This window comes from Pseudomonas sp. MTM4 (assembly GCF_019355055.1).
Lineage (GTDB): Bacteria > Pseudomonadota > Gammaproteobacteria > Pseudomonadales > Pseudomonadaceae > Stutzerimonas.
In genome coordinates this window covers 4,111,918-4,135,733 of the sequence record NZ_CP048411.1, presented here as the reverse complement: position 1 = coordinate 4,135,733, position 23,816 = coordinate 4,111,918, and the positions used below count along the sequence as shown (strand labels likewise).

At 62.7% G+C, this 23,816-nt stretch carries 20 protein-coding genes; 18 read left to right on the top strand and 2 right to left on the bottom strand.

Translation table 11 applies throughout. From position 1 onward, the window contains the following. The first annotated feature begins 1 nt into the window (after position 1). From GYM54_RS19030 to guaD, 12 genes are all read left to right on the top strand, one after another. Entirely contained in the window at positions 2-805 is an 804-nt protein-coding gene (locus GYM54_RS19030; protein WP_131651063.1) for an ABC transporter ATP-binding protein, read from the top strand. Then, positions 792-1,592 carry an ABC transporter permease gene (locus GYM54_RS19025; protein WP_131651261.1) on the top strand — a complete coding sequence of 267 codons (801 nt, stop codon included), beginning with the start codon at positions 792-794 and terminating at the stop codon, positions 1,590-1,592. Before GYM54_RS19030 ends, GYM54_RS19025 begins: the two co-directional genes overlap by 14 nt. 126 nt (positions 1,593-1,718) lie before the next feature. Further along, positions 1,719-2,189 carry a nucleoside deaminase gene (locus GYM54_RS19020; protein ID WP_197445506.1) on the top strand — a complete coding sequence of 157 codons (471 nt, stop codon included), beginning with the start codon at positions 1,719-1,721 and terminating at the stop codon, positions 2,187-2,189. Positions 2,190-2,414: 225 nt separating this feature from the next. Next, a complete protein-coding gene (locus tag GYM54_RS19015; RefSeq protein WP_197445507.1) occupies positions 2,415-3,965 on the top strand; it encodes an ABC transporter ATP-binding protein in 1,551 nt (516 codons plus the stop codon). Between the two features lie 12 nt (positions 3,966-3,977). Then, entirely contained in the window at positions 3,978-5,081 is a 1,104-nt protein-coding gene (locus GYM54_RS19010) for an ABC transporter permease (RefSeq protein WP_131651060.1), read from the top strand. A 59-nt stretch (positions 5,082-5,140) separates the two neighbouring features. Then, complete coding sequence (locus GYM54_RS19005; RefSeq protein ID WP_197445508.1) at positions 5,141-6,067, top strand: ABC transporter permease; 927 nt, start codon at positions 5,141-5,143, stop codon at positions 6,065-6,067. 184 nt (positions 6,068-6,251) lie between these two features. Then, a complete protein-coding gene (locus GYM54_RS19000; protein ID WP_197445509.1) occupies positions 6,252-7,334 on the top strand; it encodes a BMP family ABC transporter substrate-binding protein in 1,083 nt (360 codons plus the stop codon). A 108-nt stretch (positions 7,335-7,442) separates the two neighbouring features. Continuing rightward, positions 7,443-8,417 (top strand): 2-oxoglutarate and iron-dependent oxygenase domain-containing protein, encoded by a 975-nt coding sequence (locus GYM54_RS18995; protein WP_197445510.1) that lies wholly within the window; start codon positions 7,443-7,445, stop codon positions 8,415-8,417. Between the two features lie 166 nt (positions 8,418-8,583). Beyond that, the gene (gene xdhA, locus GYM54_RS18990) at positions 8,584-10,056 is read left to right on the top strand and encodes a xanthine dehydrogenase small subunit (RefSeq protein WP_197445511.1); all 1,473 of its coding nucleotides are present in this window, start codon (positions 8,584-8,586) and stop codon (positions 10,054-10,056) included. Further along, entirely contained in the window at positions 10,049-12,445 is a 2,397-nt protein-coding gene (xdhB, locus tag GYM54_RS18985) for a xanthine dehydrogenase molybdopterin binding subunit (RefSeq protein WP_181101935.1), read from the top strand. Before xdhA ends, xdhB begins: the two co-directional genes overlap by 8 nt. Before the next feature lie 169 nt (positions 12,446-12,614). Further along, on the top strand, positions 12,615-13,463 hold the full coding sequence (xdhC, locus tag GYM54_RS18980) for a xanthine dehydrogenase accessory protein XdhC (RefSeq protein ID WP_181101937.1): 849 nt from the start codon (positions 12,615-12,617) through the stop codon (positions 13,461-13,463). A 133-nt stretch (positions 13,464-13,596) separates the two neighbouring features. Continuing rightward, positions 13,597-14,901: a guanine deaminase gene (gene guaD / locus GYM54_RS18975; protein WP_181101939.1), complete on the top strand. Its 1,305-nt coding sequence runs from the start codon at positions 13,597-13,599 to the stop codon at positions 14,899-14,901. Positions 14,902-15,074: 173 nt separating this feature from the next. Here guaD and GYM54_RS18970 read toward each other — a convergent pair whose 3' ends face one another. Continuing rightward, positions 15,075-15,830, bottom strand: coding sequence for a GntR family transcriptional regulator (locus GYM54_RS18970; protein WP_181101941.1), 756 nt, complete (start codon positions 15,828-15,830; stop codon positions 15,075-15,077). 368 nt (positions 15,831-16,198) lie between these two features. Between GYM54_RS18970 and GYM54_RS18965 the strand changes: the two genes are divergently transcribed. Beyond that, a complete protein-coding gene (locus tag GYM54_RS18965) occupies positions 16,199-17,545 on the top strand; it encodes an NCS2 family permease (protein ID WP_181101943.1) in 1,347 nt (448 codons plus the stop codon). Positions 17,546-18,099: 554 nt separating this feature from the next. On the opposite strand, the gene uraH is transcribed toward GYM54_RS18965, so the two are convergent. Further along, entirely contained in the window at positions 18,100-18,453 is a 354-nt protein-coding gene (gene uraH, locus GYM54_RS18960) for a hydroxyisourate hydrolase (RefSeq protein ID WP_131651050.1), read from the bottom strand. Positions 18,454-18,800: 347 nt separating this feature from the next. On the opposite strand from uraH, the gene puuE reads away from it, so the two are divergent. From puuE to GYM54_RS18935, 5 genes are all read left to right on the top strand, one after another. Next, a complete protein-coding gene (gene puuE / locus GYM54_RS18955; protein ID WP_131651049.1) occupies positions 18,801-19,733 on the top strand; it encodes an allantoinase PuuE in 933 nt (310 codons plus the stop codon). Then, entirely contained in the window at positions 19,730-20,245 is a 516-nt protein-coding gene (uraD, locus tag GYM54_RS18950) for a 2-oxo-4-hydroxy-4-carboxy-5-ureidoimidazoline decarboxylase (protein WP_197445512.1), read from the top strand. The genes puuE and uraD overlap by 4 nt, the downstream gene beginning before the upstream one ends. Positions 20,246-20,381: 136 nt before the next feature. Further along, the gene (locus tag GYM54_RS18945) at positions 20,382-20,906 is read left to right on the top strand and encodes an ureidoglycolate lyase (RefSeq protein ID WP_131651047.1); all 525 of its coding nucleotides are present in this window, start codon (positions 20,382-20,384) and stop codon (positions 20,904-20,906) included. 141 nt (positions 20,907-21,047) lie between these two features. Further along, a complete protein-coding gene (locus GYM54_RS18940; protein WP_131651046.1) occupies positions 21,048-22,295 on the top strand; it encodes a urate hydroxylase PuuD in 1,248 nt (415 codons plus the stop codon). Between the two features lie 168 nt (positions 22,296-22,463). Then, a complete protein-coding gene (locus tag GYM54_RS18935; protein WP_197445513.1) occupies positions 22,464-23,813 on the top strand; it encodes a nucleobase:cation symporter-2 family protein in 1,350 nt (449 codons plus the stop codon). The last annotated feature ends 3 nt before the right edge of the window (positions 23,814-23,816 follow it).

Below are 23,816 nucleotides of genomic sequence, written 5' to 3'. Positions count from 1 at the left end.
CATGAGCACCGCAACCCTGGACGCCACATCGCGCCCCAACATCAGCTTCGACCGGGTCAGCCAGGTCTTCACCTCATCCGACGGCAGCGAAGTGGTGGCGCTGGACAACGCCAGCTTCGACATCGGTCGCCACGAGTTCATCGCGGTGCTCGGCCCGTCGGGCTGCGGCAAATCCACGCTGCTGCGCATCCTCGCCGGACTGGTCAGGCCGACCCACGGCCAGGTCAGCATCTATGGCAGCCCGGTGGATGGTCCCCGCGACGAGGTCGGCATCGTCTTCCAGAAGCCGACGCTGCTGCCCTGGCTGAACATCCGCGACAACCTGACTTTCCCCATGCGCCACAAGTACGGCCGCGTCACTGCGCAGGAAATCATCCGCGCCGAGGAGCTGCTGGAGCTGGTGGGGCTCAAGGAGTTCGGCGGCAAGCGCCCGGACGAGCTGTCCGGCGGCATGCAGCAGCGTGCGGCGATCGCCCGTGCGCTGTTGCACGACCCGGAAATTCTGCTGATGGACGAGCCGTTCTCGGCCCTCGACGCCCTGACCCGCGACGAGCTCAGCCTGGAACTGCTGAACATCTGGAGCAGCCGCCCGAAGACGGTGCTGTTCATCACCCACTCGATTCCCGAAGCGCTGCTGCTGGCCGACCGCATCCTGGTGATGTCGGCGCGCCCCGGTCGCGTGCAGGAAATCATCGACGTCGATCTGCCGCGCCCGCGGTCCATGGAAACCCTGACGGAGCCACGCTTCAATGAGCTCGCCAACCATATCCGCCGCCAAGTCTTCTCGCGCCATGCCGACCATTAATAAGCTCAAGGCGCTGAAATTCCGGGCCGGGGCCGAGCGGTTCGCGCCCTGGCTCGCGCTGCTCGTTCTGCTGCTCGTATGGGAAGCGGCCTGCCGCCTGCTGAAGCTGCCCAGCTTCGTGCTGCCCTCGCCCAGCGCCATCCTCGCCGCAACGCACAAGGTCGGCCTCGCCGCCTGGGCCGAGCATATCTTCGCCACGCTACGGGTAACGCTGATGGGCTACGGCCTGTCGATCCTGATCGGCATCCCGCTGGCGATCGCCCTGGCGTCTTCGCGAGTGTTGTCGCGCACGCTGTATCCGCTGCTGGTGATCGTGCAGTCCACGCCGATCGTCGCGGTAGCGCCGATCATCGTGGTGGTGATGGGCGCCGGCGACCTGCCGCGGGTGTTCATTACCTTCCTCATCGCGTTTTTCCCCATCGTGGTGTCCTGCGTCACCGGCCTCTTGGCGACGCCCGAGGAACTGGTGGAACTGTCGCGCTCGCTAGGCGCTTCCAAGGCCCGCGAGTACCGCAACATCCGCCTGCCCTACGCTATCCCGCACCTGTTCTCGGCGCTGCGCATCTCCATCACCCTGGCGGTGATCGGCGCGGTGGTGGCCGAGTTCGTCGCCGCGGAGAAGGGCCTGGGCTACTTCATCAACTTCTCCACCTCGATGTTCCAGGTGCCGCAGGCCTTCGCCGCGCTGATGATGCTGGTAGTGATCAGCCTGGTGCTGTTCCACCTGATCGGCCTGCTGCAGAAGCTGTGCTTCCCCTGGAGCCTGCCCAAGGCGCAGCAGTCATGAGCGTAATGCGGACCGGCGCTGCTCCTGTAGGGGCGAACTTGTTCGCCCGCATTGGCGGCCCATGGGCGAATGAATTCGCCCCTACAAAAACGGTTCACCTATGACATTGCCAACGATGAGACGCCCATGAACGAACAAGACCTCACCCTGCTGCGCAAGAGCTTCGACGTGGCCCGCCGCGCGCTGGAAAACGGCACCCATCCCTTCGGCGCGATCCTCGTCGGGCCGGACGGCGAAGTGCTGCTCGAACAGGGCAACGCCTACATGCCCGACCACGACATGACCGGCCACGCCGAGCGGGTGCTGATGACCCGTGCCTCGACCCGCTACACGCCGGAATTCCTCTCGCGCTGCAGCATGTACACCTCCGCCGAACCCTGCGCCATGTGCGCTGGCGCCGCTTACTGGGTCGGTCTGGGTCGCGTGGTCTACGGTCTGTCCGAGCGCAGCCTGAAAGAAATCACCGGCAATCATCCGGAAAACCCGACGCTGGACCTGCCCTGCCGCACCGTCTTCGAAGCCGGTCAGCGCCAGGTCGAAGTGGTCGGCCCGCTGCTGGAAGAAGAGGCCGCCGCACTGCATGAAGGCATCTGGTAGCTCGCAGGAGTTTTCCAGGAATCTTCTCCAGCGTCTGCCCCAGGCACCTTAGGGGTGCGCAACCTTCACCGCCCGGCGATTCATGCACCACTAAACAGCACAGCGGCGCGCAGGTCAGCGAAAGCCCCGCGCCGCAGGCTCGCCAAGCGGACGTCGCGAGCAAAACCTGACCTTATGGCCAGATTTTTGCTACTTGCCTGGCAACGTCCCGACGAGCGATTACCCATGCCCACCTCTTCCTCTCACGCGCGACTTGTGCTGCGCGGCATCACCAAGCGCTATCCCGGAACCGTCGCCAACGATGGCATCGACCTGACCATCGCACCCGGCGAGATTCATGCACTGCTCGGCGAGAACGGCGCCGGCAAGAGCACGCTGATGAAAATCATCTTTGGCGTGGTTCAGCCCGATGCCGGTCGCATCGTCTGGGAAGGACAACCGGTGGTCATGCGCGACCCGGCCCAGGCGCGCGAACGCGGCATCGGCATGGTGTTCCAGCATTTCTCGCTGTTCGAGACGCTGTCCGTGGCGGAGAACATCGCCCTGGCGCTGGGCGTGGGCGCCGGCACGCCAAAGCAGCTGGAGCCACGCATCCGCGAGGTCTCTCAGCGCTACGGCATGCCACTGGAGCCGCAGCGCCTGGTGCACAGCCTGTCTATCGGCGAGCGCCAGCGGGTGGAGATCGTGCGCTGCCTGATGCAGGACATCCGCCTGTTGATCCTCGACGAGCCCACCTCGGTGCTGACCCCGCAGGAAGCCGACGAGTTGTTCGTGGTGCTGCAGCGTCTGGCTGCCGAGGGCTGCAGCGTCCTGTTCATCAGCCACAAGCTGAACGAAGTGCGCGCCCTCTGCCAGAAGGCCACGGTGCTGCGCGCGGGCAAGGTTTCCGGTACCTGCGTGCCGAGCCAGTGCAGCGACCTGGATCTGGCACGGCTGATGGTGGGTGACGCCGAGGGTCTGGAAGCGAAGTACCGCAAGGCCGAAGGCCGTGCGCCCTTTCTGCAGGTGGAAGGATTGTCCTGGCGAAATGCCGACCCCTTTGGCGTTTCGCTCGATAACCTGAGCCTGGAAGTGCGCGCCGGCGAGATTGTCGGCATCGCCGGGGTCGCCGGCAACGGTCAGGACGAACTGCTCGCGCTGCTGTCCGGCGAGCGCACCCTGCATGGGCGCGATGCCGAACGCATCCGCTTTCTTGGCGAGCCGGCGGCACACCTGCGCCCGGACGCGCGTCGCCGCCACGGGTTGGCGTTCGTGCCCGCCGAACGTCTTGGCCATGGCGCCGTGCCCGGCATGAGCCTGGCCGACAACGGCCTGCTCACCGCCTTCCAGCAGCGGGGCATGCTTCGCCACGGGCTGATCCAGCGCACGCGCGTTCAGGAATTCGCGACAAAGGTGATCCAACACTTCGCGGTGAAGACGCCGGACACTCAGACGCCGGCGGCGAGCCTCTCCGGCGGCAACCTGCAGAAATTCATTCTCGGCCGCGAAATCCTCCAGCAGCCCCGGCTGCTAGTGGCGGCGCATCCGACCTGGGGCGTGGACGTCGGCGCTGCGGCAGCCATCCACCGCGCGCTGATCGAACTGCGCGATGCGGGCGCGGCGATCTTAGTGATTTCCGAGGACCTGGACGAGCTGTTCCAGATCAGCGACCGCCTCGCCGCGCTCTGCGATGGCCGACTTTCGCCACAACACCGGACCGAAGCCTGCGCCCCCAGCGATGTCGGCCGCTGGATGGCCGGCCAGTTCGACCAACCCTCCCTGTCCACCGCTGCCTGACGAGCCTTCGCCATGCTGTTCACACTGCAACCACGCGGGGCCGAATCCCGCGCCATGCTCTGGCTCTCGCCAGTGCTCGCCGCGCTGCTGACACTGGTCAGCGGCGCCCTGCTCTTCGCCCTGCTCGGCCATCCGCCGCTGCAGACGCTGAAGGTGCTGCTGATCGACCCGGTCAGCGATCTCTACGGGCTCTCCGAGCTGATGGTCAAGGCCTTGCCGATCCTGCTCTGCGCCCTGGGGCTGGCGGTGGTCTACCGCGCCCGCATCTGGAATATCGGTGCCGAGGGTCAGCTGCTGATCGGCGCGCTGGCCGGCAGTGCGCTGGCGGTCAACATCATCGACTGGGATTCCCGCCTGGCACTGCTGTTGACGCTCGGCGCGGGCATTCTTGGCGGGGCCGCCTGGGGCGGACTCTGCGCCTGGCTGAAGACTGCCTTCAACGCCAACGAAATCCTCACCAGCATCATGCTCAACTACATCGCGCTGAACCTGCTGCTGTTCGCGGTGCACGGTCCGCTGAAGGACCCGGACGGCTTCAACTTCCCCGAGTCGGCGATGTTCGGCGATGCCTCCCGCCTGCCGGAGCTGATCGACGGCCTGCGCGTGCACGCCGGTTTCTGGTTCGCGCTGCTGGCACTGGTGGCCGTCTGGGTGCTGTTGCAACGGAGCTTTCTGGGTTTCCAGATCAAGGTGCTTGGCCTGGATCGCAGGGCCGCCGGCCTCGTCGGTTTCCGCGAACGTCGGCTGATCTGGCTCGCGTTGCTGATCAGTGGTGGCCTGGCCGGGCTCGCTGGCGTGGCGGAAGTCACCGGACCCATCGGTCAGCTGGTGCCGCAGGTCTCGCCGGGCTATGGCTACGCGGCGATCACCGTGGCCTTCCTCGGTCGCCTCAACCCGATCGGCATCGTCTTCGCCAGCCTGCTGATGGCGCTGCTCTATCTCGGCGGCGAGAACGCCCAGATGGCCGCCAACCTGCCGCAGTCCATCACCCAGCTGTTCCAGGGCATGGTGCTGTTCTTCCTGCTGGCCTGCGACGTGCTGATTCATTATCGACCGCGCTTCGCGTGGAGCTGGAAGCGGAAAGCTGGAAGCTTGAAGTCGGTGACGCAGCCATGACCTCCACTTCCGCTTTTTCTGCCAGCTTCCAGCTTCTGGCTTCCAGCTAAGGACTTCCCATGGACATCGACCTGCTGACCAACATTTTCTACGCCATGATCCGCACCGGCACACCGCTGCTGCTGGTCGCGCTCGGCGAGCTGGTCTGCGAGAAGACCGGCGTACTCAACCTCGGCCAGGAAGGCATGATGCTGTTCGGCGCGGTGATCGGTTTCATCGTCGCCTACGCCACTGGCAATCTCTGGCTGGGCGTGCTGCTTGCCTGCCTGGCCGGGGTACTGCTTTCGCTGCTGTTCGCCTTCGTCGCCCTCGGCCTGGCGGCCAACCAGGTGGCCACTGGCCTGGCGCTGACCATCTTCGGCGTGGGCCTGTCGTCCTTCGTCGGCGCCACCTGGGTCGGCAAGCCGCTGGCCGGATTCGAGCCCGTCGCCATCCCACTGCTGGCCGATATCCCGCTGATCGGACGCATGCTGTTCGCTCAGGATCTGCTGGTCTATCTGTCGTTCGCGCTGTTCGCGGGGATCGCCTGGGTGCTGCTGAAAAGCCGCATCGGTCTGATCATCCAGGCGGTCGGCGAGAACCCTGACGCGGCCAGCGCCATGGGCCTGCCGGTGTTGCGAGTACGTACCCTGGCGGTGATGTTCGGCGGCGCCATGGCCGGCCTCGCCGGCGGCTACCTGTCGCTGGCCTATACCCCGATGTGGGCGGAAAACATGACCGCCGGACGCGGCTGGATCGCCCTGGCGCTGGTGGTATTCGCCAGCTGGCGGGTCGGTCGGGTGCTGCTCGGCGCCTATCTGTTCGGGCTCGCCAGCATTCTGCACCTGGTGGTCCAGGGCATTGGCCTGGCGATCCCCGGCAACCTGCTGGCGATGCTGCCCTATGTCGCCACCATCCTGGTGCTGGTGCTGCTTTCGCGCGATGCCATCCGCACCCGGCTGTTCGCGCCGGTGTCGCTGGGCCAGCCATGGAAAGCCGGGCATTGAACGCACTGCCGCAGGGCATTCACAGCGGGATGCGCACCAGTTGCGCACCCGCTGCGACAGGCAAACGGCCGGCGTTCCCAGGTTTAACGCGACCTTCGAGGGGAACTGTCCATTTGGTCAGCTTTTTGCACTTGGCAACGGTAGCCATACGGCTTTTCGCATCACGACAACAGGAGCGTCACCCATGCAAGCCAAGATAAGAAAAAACCTGCTACGTACCCTCGCCGCAGCCATCGGCCTGAGCACAGCCTTCTGCGTCTCGGCGGCCGATCCGCTGAAGGTCGGTTTCGTCTACATCGGCCCGATCGGCGACCATGGCTGGACCTACCAGCACGAGCAGGGCCGCAAGTATCTGGAAGAGAAGCTCGGCGACAAGGTTCAGACCAGCTTCGTCGAGAACGTAGCCGAAGGCGCCGACTCCGAACGGGTGATCCGCAACATGGCTAAGGGCGGCTATGACCTGGTCTTCACCACCTCCTTTGGCTACATGAACCCCACGGTCAAGGTCGCCAAGCAATTTCCCGACGTCACCTTCGAGCACGCCACCGGCTACAAGCAGGCCGACAACGTCGGCACCTACCTGACCCGTTCCTACGAGGGTCGCTACGTCGGCGGCTTCCTCGCGGCGAAGATGACCAAGACCAAGAAGGTCGGCTACATCGCCTCCTTCCCGATTCCGGAAGTCATCCGCGACATCAACGCCATCCAGCTGGCGCTAGACAAGTACAACCCCGGCACCGAGATCAAGGTCGTGTGGGTCAACACCTGGTTCGATCCGGGCAAGGAAGCCGATGCCGCCAACGCGCTGATCGACCAGGGCGTGGACGTGGTCTTCCAGCACACCGACAGCCCGGCGCCGATCCAGGCTGCCGAACGCCGCGGAGTCTATTCCGTGGGCTACGCCTCGGACATGCAGCACTTCGGTCCCAAGGCCGTGCTGACCTCCATCGTCAACGACTGGGGCCCGCACTACACCAAGTCCGCCGAAGCCGTAATGGCCGGCACTTGGAAAGCCGAGGACTTCTGGGGCGGCCTGGCAGAGGACAGCATCAGCCTGCCGATCAGCGACCTGGTACCCGCTGACGTGAAGTCCGAAGCCGAGGAAATCATCGCCAGCATCCGCAGTGGCGCCTTCCATCCCTTCACCGGCCCGATCAAGGATCAGTCCGGCCAGGTGCGCATCGCCGAAGGCCAGACTGCAACCACCAAGGACCTGGCATCAATGAACTTTTATGTCGAAGGCGTGAAGGCCGAACTGCCGAAGTAAAACGAGAAACCGCTGGAGGCTGAAAGCTCGAGGCTGAACGAGGCGCTCTTTCGTCCAGCCTTCAGCTTCCGGCACCGGTATCGAAAAGCACACGCACGAGTCCGCAGAATGACCACCCTTCCGATCATCGACATTTCCCCGCTCTATACCGCCGACGAGACCGCGCACCTCAAGGTCGCTCGACAGATCGACCGCGCGTGCCGCGAGTGGGGCTTCTTCTATATCGAAGGTCATCCCATCGGGGCAGAGCGCATCGCCGAGCTGAGCGACCATGCCCGCCGCTTCTTCGCTCTGCCGGTCGAGCAGAAGCTCGAGATCGACATCACCCGCAGCCGGCATCATCGCGGCTACGGCGCTGTCGCCACCGAGCAGCTCGATCCCGGCCAGCCGTGCGACCTCAAGGAGACCTTCGACATGGGGTTTCACATGAGCGCCGAGCATCCGGATGTGTTCGCCGGCAAATCCCTGCGCGGACCCAATCGCCACCCGGCACAGATTCCCGGCTGGATCGAGCTGATGGAAGGCCACTACCGCGACATGCACGAGCTGGCCAGTACCCTGCTGCGCGCCATCGCGCTGGCGCTGGGCATCGAAAGGGACTTCTTCGATAAGCGCTTCGTCGAGCCCATCAGCGTGTTCCGCATGATCCACTACCCGCCCCGCGCCACCGCCAGCAGCGCCGAACAGCAAGGCGCCGGCGCGCATACCGACTACGGCTGCATCACGCTGCTCCATCAGGACCAGGCCGGCGGCTTGCAGGTGCAGAACGTCAGGGGCGAGTGGATCGACGCGCCGCCGATCGAAGGCACCTACGTGGTCAATATCGGTGACATGATGGCGCGCTGGAGCAACGACCGATACAAGTCCACCCCGCATCGGGTGATCAGCCCGCTGGGCGTGGATCGTTATTCGATGCCGTTCTTCGCCGAGCCGCATCCAGATACCGAGATCAGTTGCCTGCCCGGCTGCCACGACGTGGGCAATCCGCCGAAACACCCGGTAACGACCTGCGAGGCCTATATGTTGTCGCGCTTCGCCGACACCTATGCATATCGCCGCGAAACCGACGCCAACGCGGTCTAAACGGGCTTTACTGCAAGCACGATGTCACGTCGGCACATCGCACCACTGTGCCGGGCAAGCGCACCTGTCGGGCGAATTGACTTTCCAGTCAGCTATTTGTTGACCTAAAAGTCAGATAAAGCTAATTTCCACGCCAGAGCCCAGAACAAAAAACCCCGGAGGTTCCGTGATCCAGTTCCTACTCAATCGAGAGCTGCGCCGTGAGCAGACTCTCGATCCGAATACCACCGTACTCGAATACCTGCGTGAATACCGCGGCAAGTCCGGTACCAAAGAAGGCTGTGCCTCCGGTGACTGCGGTGCCTGTACCGTAGTTGTGGGTGAGCTGGACGGCGACCGGCTGCGTTATCGCACGCTCAACTCCTGTCTGACCTTCGTTTCCGCCCTGCACGGCAAGCAACTGATCGTCGTCGAAGACCTGAAGGATCAAGGCCAGCTGCACAGCGTCCAGCAGGCGATGGTCGATTGCCATGGTTCGCAATGCGGCTTCTGCACCCCCGGCTTCGTCATGAGCCTGTTCGCCCTGCAGAAGAATCGCGCCGCGTCAGGCCGGGCCGCGTCAGGCGCCGTCAACGAATACGATCCGGCCCAGACCCACGAAGCGCTGGCAGGCAATCTCTGCCGCTGTACCGGCTACCGCCCGATTCTCGAAGCGGCCGAACAAGCCTGCCGCGGCAAGCAGCCGGACCAGTTCGACGCGCGCGAAGCCGAAACCATTGCTCAGTTGAAAACCATCGAACCGCGCGAGACCGCCGAGCTGAACAGTGGCGACAAGCGCTGCCTGTCGCCACTAACCGTGGGCGATCTGGCCGATATCTACAGCGCCAACCCCGATGCTCGTCTGCTCGCTGGCGGTACCGACCTGGCGCTTGAGGTTACCCAGTTCCATCGCGAGCTGCCGGTGATGATTTACGTCGGCCATATCGCCGAGATGAAGAAAGTCGAGCTGACCGACAGCACCATCGAGATCGGCGCTGCGACCCCGCTGACCGATTGCTACGAAGCACTGGCCAACGAATACCCAGATTTCGGCGAGCTGCTGCACCGCTTCGCCTCTTTGCAGATCCGCAACCAGGGCACCCTCGGTGGCAACATCGGTAACGCCTCGCCCATCGGTGACTCTCCACCGCTCCTGATCGCGCTGGGTGCGCAGGTCGTCCTGCGCAAGGGCGTCAACAGCCGCACCCTGCTGCTGCAGGATTACTTCATCGACTACAAGGTCACCGCTCGCGAGCAAGGCGAATTCATCGAGAAGATCATCGTTCCGCGCGCTCGACCGGATCAGATTTTCCGCGCCTACAAGGTGTCCAAACGACTGGACGATGATATTTCCGCCGTCTGTGCAGCGTTCGATCTGCGTGTCGAGAATGGCGTGATCGCCGACGCACGGATCGCCTTCGGCGGTATGGCGGCGATTCCGAAGCGGGCGGCTGCCTGTGAGGCCGCGCTGAATGGTGCATCCTTCACCATCGAAACGGCCGAGCGCGCCTGCGAAGCCCTGGCCCAGGACTTCACGCCACTGACCGACTTCCGCGCCAGCCGCGAATACCGCCTGCTGGTTGCACAAAACCTGCTGCGCAAGTGCTTCCTGGAACAGCACGCACCGAAAACCGAAACGAGGGTGACCGCTTATGTCTAACCACAGCCTTGCCAAGACCCAGGAAGAAATTGCCGCCCTGTTCAAGCAGGACCTGGTCACCGGCGTCGGTCGGAGTGTCAAGCACGACAGCGCGGACAAGCACGTTTCCGGTGAAGCGGTATACGTCGACGACCGCCTGGAATTCCCCAACCAGCTGCACGTCTATGCGCGCATGAGCGACCGCGCCCATGCCCGCATCGTCAGCATCGACACCTCGCCCTGCTACCAGATTCCCGGTGTGGCCATCGCCATCACCGCCGAAGACGTGCCCGGCCAGCTGGACATCGGTCCGGTAGTCGCCGGCGACCCGCTGCTGGCGGACGGCAAGGTCGAGTACGTTGGCCAGCCGGTGATCGCCGTCGCCGCCGACAGCCTGGAGACCGCACGCAAGGCCGCCATGGCCGCGATCATCGAATACGAGGACCTGGAGCCGGTGCTCGATGTGGTCGACGCGCTGCGCAAGAAGCATTTCGTGCTCGACAGCCACACCCACAAGCGCGGCGATTCAGCGACGGCACTGGCTGCCGCGCCACGTCGCCTGCAAGGCACGCTGCACATCGGCGGGCAGGAACACTTCTACCTGGAGACGCAAATTTCCTCGGTGATGCCCACCGAAGACGGCGGCATGATCGTTTACACCTCGACGCAGAACCCCACCGAGGTGCAGAAACTGGTGGCCGAAGTCCTCGGCGTATCGATGAACAAGATCGTCATCGACATGCGCCGCATGGGTGGCGGCTTCGGCGGCAAGGAAACCCAGGCCTCGATGCCCGCCTGCATGTGCGCAGTGATTGCCCACCTCACCGGACGCCCGACCAAGATGCGCCTGCCGCGCATGGAAGACATGACCATGACCGGCAAGCGTCACCCCTTCTATGTCGAATACGACGTGGGCTTCGATGACGACGGCTTGCTGCAGGGCATTCAGATCGACCTGGCCGGCAACTGTGGCTATTCGCCGGACCTGTCGGGCTCAATCGTCGACCGCGCCATGTTCCACTCCGACAACGCCTACTACCTGGGCGATGCCACGATCCACGGCCATCGCTGCAAGACCAACCTGGCGTCCAACACTGCCTACCGCGGCTTTGGCGGTCCACAGGGCATGGTCGCCATCGAGGAGATCATGGACGCCGTCGCGCGTCACCTCGGCAAGGACCCGCTGGACGTGCGCAAGCGCAACTACTACGGCAAGACCGAGCGCAACGTCACGCCGTACTACCAGACCGTCGAGCACAACATGCTCCAGGAGATGACCGCCGAGCTTGAGGCAAGCAGCGAATACGCTCGCCGCCGCGAGGAAATCCGTGCGTTCAATGCCAAGAGTCCGGTCCTGAAGAAGGGCCTGTCGTTGACGCCGGTGAAATTCGGCATCAGCTTCACCGCTACCTTTCTCAACCAGGCCGGCGCGCTGGTACACGTCTACACCGATGGCAGCATCCATCTGAACCACGGCGGCACCGAAATGGGCCAAGGCCTGAACATCAAGGTCGCGCAGGTCGTGGCCGAAGTGTTCCAGGTCGATATCGATCGCATCCAGATCACCGCCACCAACACCGACAAAGTGCCCAACACTTCGCCGACCGCTGCCTCCAGCGGTGCCGACCTCAACGGCAAGGCCGCGCAGAACGCCGCGCTGATCATCAAGCAGCGCCTGGTCGAATTCGCAGCACGGCACTACAAGGTCACCGAGGAAGATGTGGAGTTCAAGAATGGTCAGGTGCGCATCCGCGACCAGTTCGTATCGTTCGAAGAGCTGATCCAGCAGGCCTACTTTGGCCAGGTGTCGCTGTCCTCGACGGGCTTCTACCGCACGCCGAAGATCTTCTACGACCGCGACCAGGCGCGTGGCCGGCCGTTCTACTACTTCGCTTACGGCGCCGCCTGCTCGGAAGTGCTGGTCGATACCCTGACCGGTGAGTACCGCATGCTGCGCAGCGACATCCTGCACGACGTCGGCGCCTCGCTGAACCCGGCCATCGACATCGGCCAGGTGGAAGGCGGCTTCGTTCAGGGCATGGGCTGGCTGACCATGGAAGAGCTGGTGTGGAACGACAAAGGCAAGCTGATGACCAGCGGCCCAGCCAGCTACAAGGTGCCGGCGGTGGCCGACATGCCGCTGGACCTGCGGGTCAAGCTGGTGGAAAACCGCAAGAACCCCGAGGACACGGTCTTCCATTCCAAGGCCGTTGGCGAACCGCCGTTCATGCTCGGCATCTCGGTCTGGTGCGCGATCAAGGACGCCGTGGCCAGCCTGGCCGACTACAAGGCACAGCCGAAGATCGACGCGCCGGCGACACCGGAGCGCGTGCTCTGGGGCGTCGAGCAGATGCGCAAGCTGAAGCAGAGCGCCACTGCAGCGGTAGCCACGGAAACGACACCGGCCTGACGGGCTGGAAGTCGGGCCCACCCTACAACAGAGTCGGATCGTATCGTAGGGTGGGCTTCAGCCCACCAAAGAGCGAACGTCAATGATGGGCCTCAGCGGAACGCCGCCCGGCCCACCATAACACTACAACGGAAGAAGCGCTGCGCGGCGCTATCCGAAGGACAGAACCATGAGCAACACGGTCTGGATCGAAGCACTCGCTGACTTGCAGCAACGCGGCGAACCCTGCGTGCTAGTGACCATCATCGAGGAGCGCGGCTCGACGCCGCGCAATGCCGGCTCGAAGATGATCGTCAGCCGCGAGCGCCTGTTCGACACCATCGGCGGTGGCCACCTGGAGTACAAGGCACAGAAGATCGCCCGCGAGATGCTGGAAAACCGCGTGCGTGAAACCCGCCTCGAACGCTTCTCCCTCGGCGCCAGCCTCGGCCAATGCTGCGGCGGCGCGACCGTGCTGTTGTTCGAGCCCATGGGCCAACCGCAGGCGCACATCGCCGTGTTCGGCGCCGGCCACGTCGGCCGTGCGCTGGTGCCGCTGCTGGCCAGCCTGCCCTGCAAGGTGCGCTGGATCGATTCGCGGGAAAGCGAATTTCCTTCACAGATCCCTGCCGGCGTGGAGAAGGTGGTCAACGACGAAGTGGTCGACGAGGTGGAGAACATGCCCGCCGGCAGCTACTTCATCGTCATGACGCACAACCACCAGCTGGATCTCGAGCTGACCGCGGCGATCCTCGAACGCAACGATTTCACCTACTACGGCCTGATCGGCTCGAAGAGCAAACGCGCCAAGTTCGAGCACCGCCTGCGCGATCGCGGCTTCCAGCCGGAGACCGTGCAGCGCATGCGCTGCCCGATGGGCATCGCCGAGGTGAAAGGCAAGCTGCCGGTCGAGATCGCCGTATCCATCGCCGGTGAAGTGATCGCCACGTACAACATGAATTTTGGTGAAAAAGCCCAGGACGGCGAAAAGCCCGTCCCGATGCTGGTGCCCGCCTCGCGCCGCTCGCAGATCGGCTGAGCGAACGATCGCGCTTCTTTTGTGAGAGGCGCGCCCCGCGGCGAAGCGGTCCGCTGGTCAGCCAGAGCTAAAAACTTGGCCCCGAGCCGGGCCTTCCACACTATTCCCTCTATAACGATTTCCGAGAACCACCATGTCCCAAACCAAAGCCTACCGTGCCGCCCTGCTTCACAGCCTCGCCGATCCGCGCGAAGTGGGCATCGAGCAATCCCACGAATATTTCGAAGACGGCCTGCTGGTCGTCGAGGACGGCAAGGTAGCGCAGATTGGCAATGCGGCCGACCTGTTGTCCAAGCTGCCGGCCGGTACCGAGGTGATCGAGTACAAGGATGCGCTGATCACCCCCGGCTTCATCGACACACACATCCATTACCCGCAGACTGGCATGATCGCTTCGTATGGCGAGCAGCTGCTGGACTGGCTCAACACCTACACCTTCCCCACCGAGCGTGCCTTCGCCGACCCGGCCCATGCCGGCGAGGTTGCGAATGTCTTCCTGAACGAACTGCTGCGCAACGGCACCACCACGGCGCTGGTATTCGGCAGCGTGCACACGGAGTCGGTGGACGCCTTCTTCGAAGCCTGTGAAAAGCGCAACCTGCGGATGATCGCCGGCAAGGTGCTGATGGACCGCAATGCGCCGGACTACCTCACCGACACCGCTGAATCCGGCTACACCGACAGCAAGGAGCTGATCGAGCGCTGGCACGGCAAGGGCCGCCTGCATTACGCCGTCACCCCGCGTTTCGCGCCGACCAGCACGCCGGAGCAGCTGACGGCCGCCGGCAAGCTGTTCAAGGAATACCCGAACCTGTACATGCACACCCACCTGTCCGAGAACCGCCAGGAGATCGAATGGGTGCGCGAGCTGTTCCCCGAGCGCAAGGGCTACCTGGACGTCTACGACCATCACGGCCTAATCGGCGCGCGTTCAGTGTTCGCCCACGGCGTGCACCTGTGCGACGACGAATGCAAACGCCTCGGCGAAACCGGCTCGGCGGTGGCATTCTGCCCCACTTCCAACCTGTTCCTGGGCAGCGGCCTGTTCGATCTGGAGAAAGTCGAAGGCTTTGGCGTGCGCGTGGGCCTGGGTACCGACGTCGGCGCTGGCACCAGTTTCTCCCAGCTACAGTCGCTGAACGAGGCCTACAAGGTGATGCAGCTGCAAGGGAAGAAACTGGACCCATTCAAGTCGCTCTACCTCGCCACCCTGGGCGGCGCCCGCGCGCTGTATCTGGACGACCGGATCGGCAACCTGCAACCGGGCAAAGAAGCTGATTTCGTGGTGCTGGATTACAAGGCCACGCCGCTGATCGAGTACCGCCTGAAGCAGGCACGCAGCCTGGAAGAGCGACTCTTCGCCCTGATGATCCTCGGCGACGACCGCGCGGTGAAGGAAACCTACGCGGCCGGGGTTTCGGTGCACCGCAAGGCGTGATCTCCAAGGGTACGCCTGGCACAGTACCAAAGCGGCGGTGCGCGGAGCGCACCCTACATGGAGCCCCATTCCAACTGCATCGTAGGGTGGGCTTTAGCCCACCAAGGCATACTTTGCTGTGGGCTGAAGCGGAACGCCGCCCGGCCCGCCCTACATTTAACGCAATACAGCCTTCAGCGCTTTTTCGCGGCTTTTCCCGCCTTCCCCAGAATGTGGGAAAACACCGCATGTAGATCATCCGAAGCGCTGTCCTCGTCGAGGTTGAGCTTGCTGTCGATGTGATCCATGTGGTGCAGCATCAGGCTCACCGCCTTCTCGCTGTCGCGAGCGGCGATGGCGTCGATCAGTTGGTTGTGTTCGTCGTACGAGCAATGCGAGCGGTTGCCACTTTCGTACTGGGCGATGATCAGCGAGGTCTGAGACACCAGACTGCGCTGGAAGCTCACCAACGGGGCATTCTTCGCCGCCTCTGCCAGTTTCAAGTGAAACTCGCCCGAGAGTCGAATACCGGCGCCGCGATCACCACGAGCGAAGCAATCCTGCTCATCGAGCACCATCTGTCGCAATTCGGCGAGTTGTTCGTCAGTAGCATGCTGTACCGCTAGCTCGGTGATTGCCCGCTCCACCAGGCGCCGCGCGAAGAAGATCTGCCGGGCTTCCTCGACGCTCGGGCTGGCGACCACCGCACCGCGGTTCGGGCGCAGCAGCACAACCCCTTCATGAGCCAGCCGCGACAGCGCGCGCCGGATGATGGTGCGACTCACGCCGAAAATTTCCCCCAGCGCTTCTTCGCTGAGCTTGGTGCCCGGTGCCAGCCGTTGTTCGAGAATAGCGTCGAAAATATGAGCGTAAACGATGTCGTCCTGGGTTCCGGTCCGGGCCTTGCCGTTTCGTGTCGGCTTTTTCAGAGGCTGCAGCTGTTCGTTCATGGTGACTCGCGTCAGAAATTTCGGCAGACCGAACTTTACTGCCTTCGGGACGTTGCTGGCAGTAGTCGATAGTCAAACAGGCAAATAAATAACTGTTTATTGTGCACAATCAAGAAGAAACGTCGCCTCTTGGGAGTCCCCTCGGCCAGCAGCAAAAGTCGCCGCACGGCTGAGAAGGATTCTGCGGTGACGATTAACAGGCGGAAATTCTGCAAATCGAGTTGCAATTCTTGTATACAAAAGCATAATCGCGTCAAGCCTTCCTGACCTCTCGGTCAAAAAAACCGACAGGACGAGCCTAACCATCACCTGCCCTCGAGAGTACCGCGCTCTGGGTGATAGACAACAAGAACGATGAGGAACACCTTGTGGACACCACTAAGCAGGAACAGCAGACCGCCGCGCTGCAACCAAACAACCCCGGCTGGCTCGATCGATTCTTCAAACTCAGCGAACACCGCACCAGCGTCAAAACGGAACTGCTCGCTGGCCTGACAACATTCGTCACCATGGCGTACATCATCTTCGTCAACCCGAACATCATGGCGGCTGCGGGCATCGACCACGGCGCGGCGTTCGTCGCGACCTGTGTCGGTGCCGCACTGGGCTGCCTGCTCATGGGGCTCTACGCCAACTGGCCGGTGGGCCTCGCACCGGGAATGGGCCTGAACGCCTTCTTCACCTACACGGTGGTCGGCGAGATGGGCTACAGCTGGGAAATCGCGCTGGGCGCAGTGTTCCTGTCAGGCGTCCTGTTCATGATCATGAGCCTGTCACGGCTACGCGAATGGCTGCTCAACAGCATTCCGATGAGCCTGCGCTTCGCCATGGGCGCTGGGGTAGGGCTGTTCCTCGGTCTGATCGGCCTGAAGACCGCCGGCATCGTCGTCGACAACCCGGCCACGCTGCTGTCCATGGGCTCCTTCGGCGAGCCCTCCGCTCTGCTGGCGGCGATCTGTTTCTTGATGATCGCTGTGCTCAGTCACCGCAATGTGTTCGGCGCGATCCTGGTCAGCATGCTCGCCGTCACTGGCATCGGTTTGGCCATGGGTCTGGTCGAATACAACGGGCTGGTGTCGATGCCGCCAAGCCTGGCGCCGACCTTCCTGGCGATGGACATTGCCGGTGCCTTCAATGTGGCGATGATTAGCGTCATTCTGGCGTTCCTGTTCGTCAACATGTTCGACACCGCCGGCACGCTGATGGGCGTCGCACATCGGGCGAATCTGGTGGACGAGAACGGTCAGATCCAGAATCTCTCCCGCGCGCTGAAAGCCGACAGTACCTCCAGCGTCGCCGGGGCCTTTGTCGGTTGCCCGCCGGTTACAAGCTACGTGGAGAGCGCTGCGGGTGTGGCGGCCGGTGGCCGCACCGGTCTGACCGCGATCACTGTTGGCGTGCTGTTCCTCGCGGCCATGTTCTTCGCCCCGCTGGCCGGCATGATTCCCACCTACGCCACCGCCGGTGCGTTGATCTACGTCGCGATGCTGATGATGAGCGGTATGGCGCACATCGACTGGAAGGACCACACCGACACCATCCCGGCCATCGTGACCGTGGTGATGATGCCGCTGACCTTCTCCATCGCCAACGGCATCGCCCTGGGCTTTCTGACCTACGCGACGCTGAAGATCCTGACGGGCCAGCGCGACAAAGTGTCGGTCAGCCTGTACGTGCTCTGCGTGATCTTCATTGCCAAGTTCGCCTTCCTCTAAATCTGGCGGATCGCACGGCCCCATCGCTTCGGCGGTGGGGCTTTTTTGCGTTTTGGCTGGGGGATTTTCTATCAAGCAATGCTGTTCGCTTAGTAAGCCCATAAAAGCAGCAGCCTCGTAGGGTGGGCTTCAGCCCACGACTGCGGCCAGAAGGTTCTGGTGGGCTGAAGCCCACCCTACGGAGCTGCACCTCATCGCGCACGGGTCGGCCCTGTAGGCATCGAGGCCGAGCGCGCCGCCGGTGGTTGCGCCCTGTCAGCATCATCCCTCCGTTCAACTAGGCGCCCTTCAGCCAGGATTAGCCTCGAGCCTCCTCCGGATTCACGGTAATCCGCGACACCCCTGCCTCCGCTAACAACCCTTTGCCGTTATGTAGAGGGCTCTACATAACCGGCTCGCCACCACAGCGAATCGAACAACACCAGTGACGGCGCAACGCGCCATGCCTGGCGCACGCACAAAAAAACCCGCCAAAGAGGCGGGTCGAAGACTCAGAGAGTCAAGCTTTACGCATGGGAGAAAGCACTGCCGCAGTAGTCGCGGCAGCCAGCCGATCAGCTACCGCGATACGTGGAGTAGCTGTACGGAGAAATCAGCAGTGGCACGTGGTAATGATCCTGCTCGGCGCTGATGCCGAAGCGCAGCACGACCACATCCAGAAACGCCGGCTCGGGCAGTTGCACGCCACGGCCACGGTAATAGTCACCGGCACTGAATTGCAGCTGGTAAACACCGGAACGGTAGTCGTCCCCTTCCAGCAATGGTGAATCGCAACGGCCATCAGCATTCGTCTGGCGCGTGGTGATCAGCTCGAGGCGCTCGCCTTCGACCCGATAGAGTTCGATGCGGATGTCGCTGCCAGGGCAGCCGTGAGCGGCATCCAGTACATGAGTAGTCAAACGTCCCATAGATTCTGGCATCGCGGATCAACACCGCTGATGCCCGCCTCCTCTTGTGATTGGTGTGGACTGGGTTCGAGCATAGCATGCGTACAGGCTTTTGAAAGACAGGTTTCATTAAAATTGTACACAATCTAACGCCCTTTCATCCTGCCTGCCGCTCTGCCCGTTGCAGAGCCCCTATCTAGAGCGTACGCCTTTGAAGAACGAGCGTGGCAATCGCTACCACCGAACGACACACGAGAAAAATTAAAGATTGATGATTTACAAACTGCAAAACGTTTTGTATACAATCAACTCATGACGGTCGTACAGCAATTCACGGTGGCGACCCGTATTCAAATAAGGAATAACAAGTGAGCGCCGACTACCCTCGTGACCTTATCGGCTATGCCGAAAACCCACCCCATCCGCAATGGCCGGGCAATGCCCGCATCGCCCTGTCCTTCGTGCTCAATTACGAAGAAGGCGGCGAGCGCTGCGTATTGCATGGTGACAAGGAGTCCGAAGCCTTTCTCTCCGAGATGGTTTCTGCCCAGCCGTTCCAGGGCGTGCGTCACATGAGCATGGAGTCGCTCTACGAATACGGCAGCCGCGCCGGCGTCTGGCGCCTGCTCAAGCTATTTCGCAAGCACGATATTCCGCTGACCATTTTCGCCGTGGCCATGGCTGCGCAACGGCATCCGGACGTGATCAAGGCGATGGTCGCCGATGGTCACGAGATCTGCAGTCACGGCTATCGCTGGATCGACTACCAATACATGGACGAAGCCGAAGAGCGTGAGCACATGCTCGAGGCGATCCGTATCCTGACCAACCTCACCGGCGAGCGTCCGCTGGGCTGGTACACCGGCCGCACCGGGCCGAACACCCGCCGCCTGGTGCGTGAGGAAGGTGGTTTCCTCTACGACTCCGACACTTACGACGACGATCTGCCCTACTGGGACCCGGAATCCACGCCGGACAAGCCGCACCTGGTGATCCCCTACACGCTGGACACCAACGATATGCGCTTCACCCAGGTGCAGGGTTTCAACACCGGCGACGACTTCTTCAAGTACCTGAAGGATGCCTTCGACGTGCTCTACGCCGAAGGTACCGAGGGCGCGCCCAAGATGCTGTCCATCGGGATGCACTGCCGTCTGCTGGGTCGCCCGGCACGTCTGGCCGCACTGCAGCGCTTCGTCGAGTACGCCAAGAGTCACGAGCAGGTATGGTTCGCCCGCCGTGTTGATATTGCTCGCCACTGGCATGCCACCCTCCCTCTCAGACAGGAACCCGCCGCATGAGCCGTTTTCAGACATTGCAGCCTTCCAGCCTCGACCGCGACGCGTTCGTCGCTGCCTTCGCCGACATATACGAGCACTCGCCCTGGGTCGCCGAGCAGGCTTATGACAAGGGAGTCGATGCCAGTCTCGACGACATCGAGACGCTGCATGCACGCATGGCCGACATACTCCTGAGCGCGCCGCGTGAAACGCAGCTGGCGCTGATCAATGCTCACCCTGATCTCGCCGGCAAGGCCGCGGTGCGTGGCGAGCTGACCGCATCGAGCACCTCCGAGCAGGCCGGAGCCGGCATCCATGAATGCACCGCCGAGGAATTCACCCGCTTCACAGAGCTGAACGAGGCCTACAAGGACAAGTTCGGTTTCATCTTCATCATGGCGGTCAAGGGCAGCAACCGGCACCAGATTCTGGCGGCGTTCGAGGAACGTCTGCACAACACCCCCGAGCAGGAATTCGACCGGGCAGTGAGCGAGATCAACAAGATCGCGCTGTTCCGTCTGCAGACGATGTGAGCAGGCAGACGTAGGGTGGGCTTCAGCCCACCATGCATACAGCCGGCCTTGTTACGGTGGGCTGAAGCGGAGCGCCGCCCGACCCACCCTACGGATAGGGCCCCGACCATACATAATTCAACAACGAGCACCAGCCATGCGCACACTCAAGATCGAACCGTTGACCAAGGAAGCCTTCGCCCCTTTCGGTGATGTGATCGAAACCGAAGGCAGCGACTACTTCATGATCAACAACGGTTCCACCCGCCGCTATCACAAGCTGGCGTCGGTAGAGACCGCGCAGCCGGAAGACCAGGCCATCATCAGCATCTTCGCCGCCGACGCGTTGGAGATGCCGCTGGCCATTCGCATGCTCGAACGACATCCGCTGGGCAGCCAGGCGTTCATTCCGCTGCTCGGCAACCCCTTTCTGGTCGTGGTCGCGCCACTTGGCGATGCACCTGTACCGGGACACGTCCGCGCCTTCCGCAGCAACGGCAGGCAAGGCGTCAATTACCACCGCGGCGTCTGGCACCACCCGGTGCTGACGATCGAAAAGCGGGATGAATTCCTGGTGGTCGATCGCAGCGGTTCTGGCAACAACTGCGACGAGCATTTTTTCACCGAGGACGAGCTGGTTCTCCTCGACCCCCACCGGGACTCCGAGCAAGCGACCGATTGATCGTCCAAGCGCCACGCCGGCACGGTTGCCGCGCACAACCGACGCCGGACATACGCGCCGCCGAACAAGCGGAACACTTGCAACGAGTCGAATAAGAAGAAACAACCGGCTGGTACGCCAGCCGTGCAAGAGGTAATTATCGTGGAAGCACATCTGACCGAATGGCTGAACCTGAGTATTCGCTGGATTCATATGATCGTCGGTATCGCCTGGATCGGTGCCTCGTTCTACTTCGTCTGGCTGGAAAACAACCTTAACCGTGCCAACCCCCGAGAAGGCCTGTCCGGCGATCTCTGGGCGATCCACGGCGGTGGTATCTACCACCTGGAAAAATACAAACTCGCACCGCCGCAAATGCCGGAGAACCTGCACTGGTTCAAGTGGGAGGCCTATACCACCTGGCTATCGGGCGTCGCCCTGCTGATGGTGGTCTATTACCTCAACCCCAGCCTTTATCTGGTTCTGCCAGGCAGCGACCTCTCTCCCGCTGCAGCGGTCGCCATTGGCTTCGGTTCGCTGATCGTCGGCTGGTTCATCTATGACCTGCTCTGCGACTCGCCACTGGGCAAGACGCCAGCGCTGCTCGGCCTGGTCCTGTTCGTTCTGGTGATCGCCGCTTGCTGGGGCTATTCGCAGATCTTCAGCGGTCGCGCTGCCTACATCCATACCGGCGCACTGATCGGCACCATCATGGTCGGCAACGTGTTCCGTATCATCATGCCGGCCCAGCGCGCACTGGTCGCCGCCATCGAGCAGAACCGCACACCCGATCCGCTGTTGCCGGCCAAGGGCCTGCTGCGCTCGCGTCACAATAACTACTTCACCCTGCCGGTGCTGTTCATCATGATCAGCAACCACTTCCCGAGCACCTACGGCAGCCAGTACAACTGGTTGATCCTGGCCGCACTCGGCGCGTTGTCGGTACTGGTACGCCACTACTTCAACACCCGCCACGACAGCAACCGCTTCGCCTGGGCCTTGCCCGCCGCCGCAGTCGGCATGATCTGCCTGGCTTTCGTGCTGTCGCCGAACCGCCAGCCCGCTGCACCCAACCTGGCCGCCACCTCCCCGGAGCAAGCGAGCATGTCCGCGCAGCAAAGCGGCACCGCGAGCGCCGAAGCCGGCAATAGCGAGTTCGCCGAGGTCAAGCAGGTGATCAACGAGCGCTGCACCGTGTGCCATGCCGCCCAGCCGAGCAGCCCGCTATTCAGCGCGCCACCCGCCGGGGTCATGTTCGACACGCCTGAGCAGATCAAACTGCAGGCCGCGAAGATTCATGCGCAGACCGTGGCCAGCCAGATCATGCCACTGGGCAACATGACCAACATGACTCAGGAAGAGCGCGACTTGCTCGGTGCCTGGATCGACAAGGGCGCGCAGATCAACTGATCGTGCCCGCAGGCCGCGCTTTCGAGCGCGGCTTTTTTTTATCCATTACTACCTCATGAATAGCCGTAACAGGGTTCTGCCCTAGCAGAATCACAGCTCGAATATCAGTCCCGCACGTTCAGCGGGGCCACGCGACATCCAATAACAAAAGCGTCCGAGGTGTTTTGCATGAACGATGTAACCCAGCGGGAAACCGCGCCCGTTACAGAAAAGCAGTTGCCTTTGTTGCAGATGCTGCTGGTGAGTTTTCAGCACGTATTGCTGATGTATGGCGGGGCTGTCGCCGTACCGCTGATCGTCGGCCAGGCTGCCGGCCTTTCTCGCGAGGAAATCGCTTTCCTGATCAATGCCGATCTACTGGTGGCGGGTATTGCCACGATCGTTCAATCCATGGGGATCGGTCCGGTCGGCATTCGCATGCCGGTGATGATGGGCGCCAGTTTCGCTGCGGTCAGCAGCATGGTTGTCATGGCCGGCATGCCCGGTGTAGGCATGACGGGTATCTTCGGCGCGACCATCGCCGCCGGCTTCTTCGGGCTGCTGATCGCACCCTTCGTCTCCAAGATCGTCCGTCTTTTTCCGCCGCTGGTGACCGGCACGGTGATTACCGCCATCGGCCTATCGCTGTTCCCCGTAGCAGTGAACTGGGCCGGCGGCGGCAGCACCACCGGCCAGTTCGGCGCCTTGCCCTATCTCGGCGTGGCGGCTGCGGTGTTGACTGTGATTTTGCTGATCAACCAATTCATGCGCGGCTTCTGGGTCAACGTCTCGGTACTGGTGGGCATGGCGTTGGGTTACGTGCTGGCGGCCAGCCTGGGAATGGTCGACCTGTCGGGCATCAACTCGGCGCCGGCGTTCCAGGTGGTCACACCGAATCACTTCGGCGCACCGCAATTCCTCCTCGCGCCGATCCTCTCGATGTGTCTGGTGGTGGTGATCATATTCGTCGAGTCGGCCGGTATGTTTCTCGCGCTGGGCAAGATCACGGGACAGGAAGTCGACCCCAGGCAGCTGCGCCGCGGCCTGCTGTGCGATGCCGGTGCGACTTTCTTTGCCGGCTTCATGAACACCTTCACGCATTCGTCGTTCGCGCAGAACATCGGCCTGGTGCAGATGACCGGCGTGCGCAGCCGCTACGTGACCGCCGTTGCCGGACTGTTCCTGATCAGCCTTAGCCTGCTTCCAAAGGCCGCGTTCATGGTCGCCTCGATTCCTGCGGCGGTCTTGGGCGGCGCCGGCATCGCCATGTTCGGCATGGTCGCAGCCACGGGCATCAAGATTCTGCAGGAAGCCGATATCGGTGACCGTCGCAACCAGCTGCTGGTCGCGGTGAGCATCGGTCTGGGCATGGTGCCTGTAGTCCGTCCCGAGTTCTTCGCGCACCTGCCGCACTGGATGGAGCCCATCACCCACAGCGGAATCGCCGTAGCCACCATCAGCGCAGTGACGCTGAACCTGCTGTTCAACGTGCTCGGCGGGCCGGAGCGCAATGCGCTGACCGGTGCGGCTCAACACTGATCC